Annotated in this window: 2 protein-coding genes and 1 pseudogene; 2 read left to right on the top strand and 1 reads right to left on the bottom strand. The window is 75.6% G+C overall.

Annotated features, from left to right (window positions below; all coding sequences use genetic code 11):
- Positions 1-67 precede the first annotated feature (67 nt).
- Positions 68-394, top strand: a complete 327-nt coding sequence (locus AOK09_RS29440; protein ID WP_245687534.1) for a DUF6343 family protein — start codon at positions 68-70, stop codon at positions 392-394.
- Positions 395-518: 124 nt separating this feature from the next.
- Here the strand turns inward: AOK09_RS29440 and AOK09_RS29435 are convergent, their stop codons facing one another.
- A complete protein-coding gene (locus AOK09_RS29435) occupies positions 519-1,670 on the bottom strand; it encodes a baeRF2 domain-containing protein (protein ID WP_055590281.1) in 1,152 nt (383 codons plus the stop codon).
- A gap of 161 nt (positions 1,671-1,831) precedes the next feature.
- Here AOK09_RS29435 and AOK09_RS41190 point away from each other — a divergent pair.
- Positions 1,832-2,217: pseudogene (locus AOK09_RS41190) on the top strand (hypothetical protein); the annotation flags it as partial.

Genomic DNA, 2,217 nt, shown 5'->3' with positions numbered 1-2,217 from the left:
GCCCCGCCCCGGTTGACGCCCCCCGCTGCGGGTAGGAGTCAGGGCCGATCGGGAACGAGGTGAGGACATGACCGACCGACGCACCCGCAGCTCCTTGGTGTACGGGCCCTACCACCCCCCGGAGCGCCCGCACCGCCGGCGCCGCGTCCGTACCGGCACCGAGCCCCGCACCGCCCTCAGCGATCTCCGGCTGCGGCGCACACTGTCGCTGGTCTTCGCCCCGGTGTTCCTGATCGGGGCGGTCGCCTTCGCACTGCTCGCCTGGAACGCCGGCCCGGGTCCCGCACCCAACCGGGACACCTATGTGGTCTTCGCCGCCCTCTGCGCGGCCTTCACCGCCGTCGCCCTGATCGATCTCGCCGTCATAGCCCGCCGGATGCGCGCCAGGAGCTGAGCCCCGCCGCCCCGGCCGACCGCCTGCGCCGACCGCATGGGGGGAGCCGTGCGGCCGGCTGACCACCGGCCGCACGGCTCCCGGTCCGGCCGTCCCGCGGCTCCGGGTACGGCTGCCGCCGGACTCACCAGCGCAGTACCGCCCCCAGCCCGCCTGCCGGACCCTCGACTCCCTCGGGAACCCGCAGCACCTCGGCACCCGCCGCCACCGCGCACCGCAGCAGCGCGTCGTCCGCCCGGGCCTGCACCGGCTCGGGCACGCCCATGGCGCGTACCTGTCCGCGCTGCACGGCGACCTGCTCAGGCTCCGGGCCCACCCACACCGAGCGGCCCGGGTCGGCCCCGGCCTCACCCAGCAGCAGCGCCGCCACCTGGTGGCTGCGGGCGGCGTCCACCACGGCGGGCATCCCCTCCGCCGCCACACCGGGGGCGCTGTCCGCTCCCAGCGGGCCGTGCTCACCCGGCCGGCCGCGCCCGGCGTGGAACCGGGCCAGCGCGTCCTCCAGCCGCTGCCGGACATATCCCTCGCAGAGCTGGGCGATCTGCTGGTCCAGCAGTTCCGGCGACGCACCCGGCGACCGGCCGGACCCGTCCGCCTCCAGCGTCACCTGCCGGAGCTGCTCGGGCAGCTTGGCGTGGACGGCCCGGCGTTCCCGCGGCTCGCCCACCAGCACCAGCAGCTGCGCTCCGCTGGAGGGCCACTGCCGGGTGATCTCGGCGGCGACCGACTCGGCCGTGCGGTTGCGCTCGTTGGCCACCCAGTTGCGGTAGTGCCACTCGCCCCGGTCGGCCGGCACCGTGCGGTGTCCGCGCGTCTGGCCCTCGTCGGCCTCGGTACGCGCCACCTGCTCACGCGGTTCCCATCCGTGCGGGGCGCGCAGTTCCATGTCGGCGCCCGCCCGGTCCACATGGGCGACCAGGCAGAGGGGGGCCTCGTCGAGCAGTTCCATCAGGGGCGCCACATGCGGCAGCACCGACCAGGAGGCGTCCACCACGGACGGTGAGACGTCCAGCGAGAGGTCGAGTACCACCTCACCGTCGGCGGCGAAGATCGCCCGGCCCGCCGGGGCCCGGGAGACCGGTTCATGGGCCAGGCGGTCCAGGACCGCGGCCCGGGTGTCCGTGTCGACGCCCTGTTCCGTCAGGCGGTCGGCGACCGACCTCTCACGCAGCTGCTGGAGCTTGGGGGCGTCCGCGGTGGCCCGCGAAGTGTCCAGATAGACCGACGCCCACGGTCCTTCGTGGTCGAGGAGGGGCTTGAGCTTTCCGATGTCCATGATCTCCCCCAGGCTCGGGGACAGGGACCACAATCAGAACCTCCTCCTACCCCACCCGTCCCGACGAATGCCGGGCATCCGGAACGCGTGCCGGGTCCCCCGAGTGGGCACGAGGCAGACGCGGCCCGTACCGCGCCCCCGTGCGACCCCCGGAGGACGTCTTGCCCAGAGCCCTGCTTCGGGTGCACGCCCGTACGACACTGGCAGACCGGCCTCCGCACCTCTCCGACCTGCGGGTGCTGCTGGTCGCCGATGTGCTGCTGCGCACCGCGGGGCTGGGCGGGCGGCAGACGCTGGTGGGTCTGGGCCTGCCGGACGACCCCGCCCCGGGGGAGGTCAAGGCGCTGGCCCGGGATGCGGAGCGGCTCAATGTCCACCCGCCCGCGGCCCGGGCGGCCTTCCGCGACCTCCCGGACGCGCTGGGCGGCCCGGTCGACGTCGAGGTGTCCGTACCGGCCGCGGCGGACGTACCGGCTGCCGCGGACGTACCGGCTCCGGCGGACGCACCGGGCACCGCGGGCCCCGGTCCTTCCGGCGGCCCCCGGCC

The sequence above is a fragment of the Peterkaempfera griseoplana genome (assembly GCF_001418575.1).
In the GTDB taxonomy this organism is placed as follows: domain Bacteria; phylum Actinomycetota; class Actinomycetes; order Streptomycetales; family Streptomycetaceae; genus Peterkaempfera; species Peterkaempfera griseoplana.
Note: the sequence above shows the minus strand (reverse complement) of the source record. Positions and strands in the feature narration are given on the sequence as shown.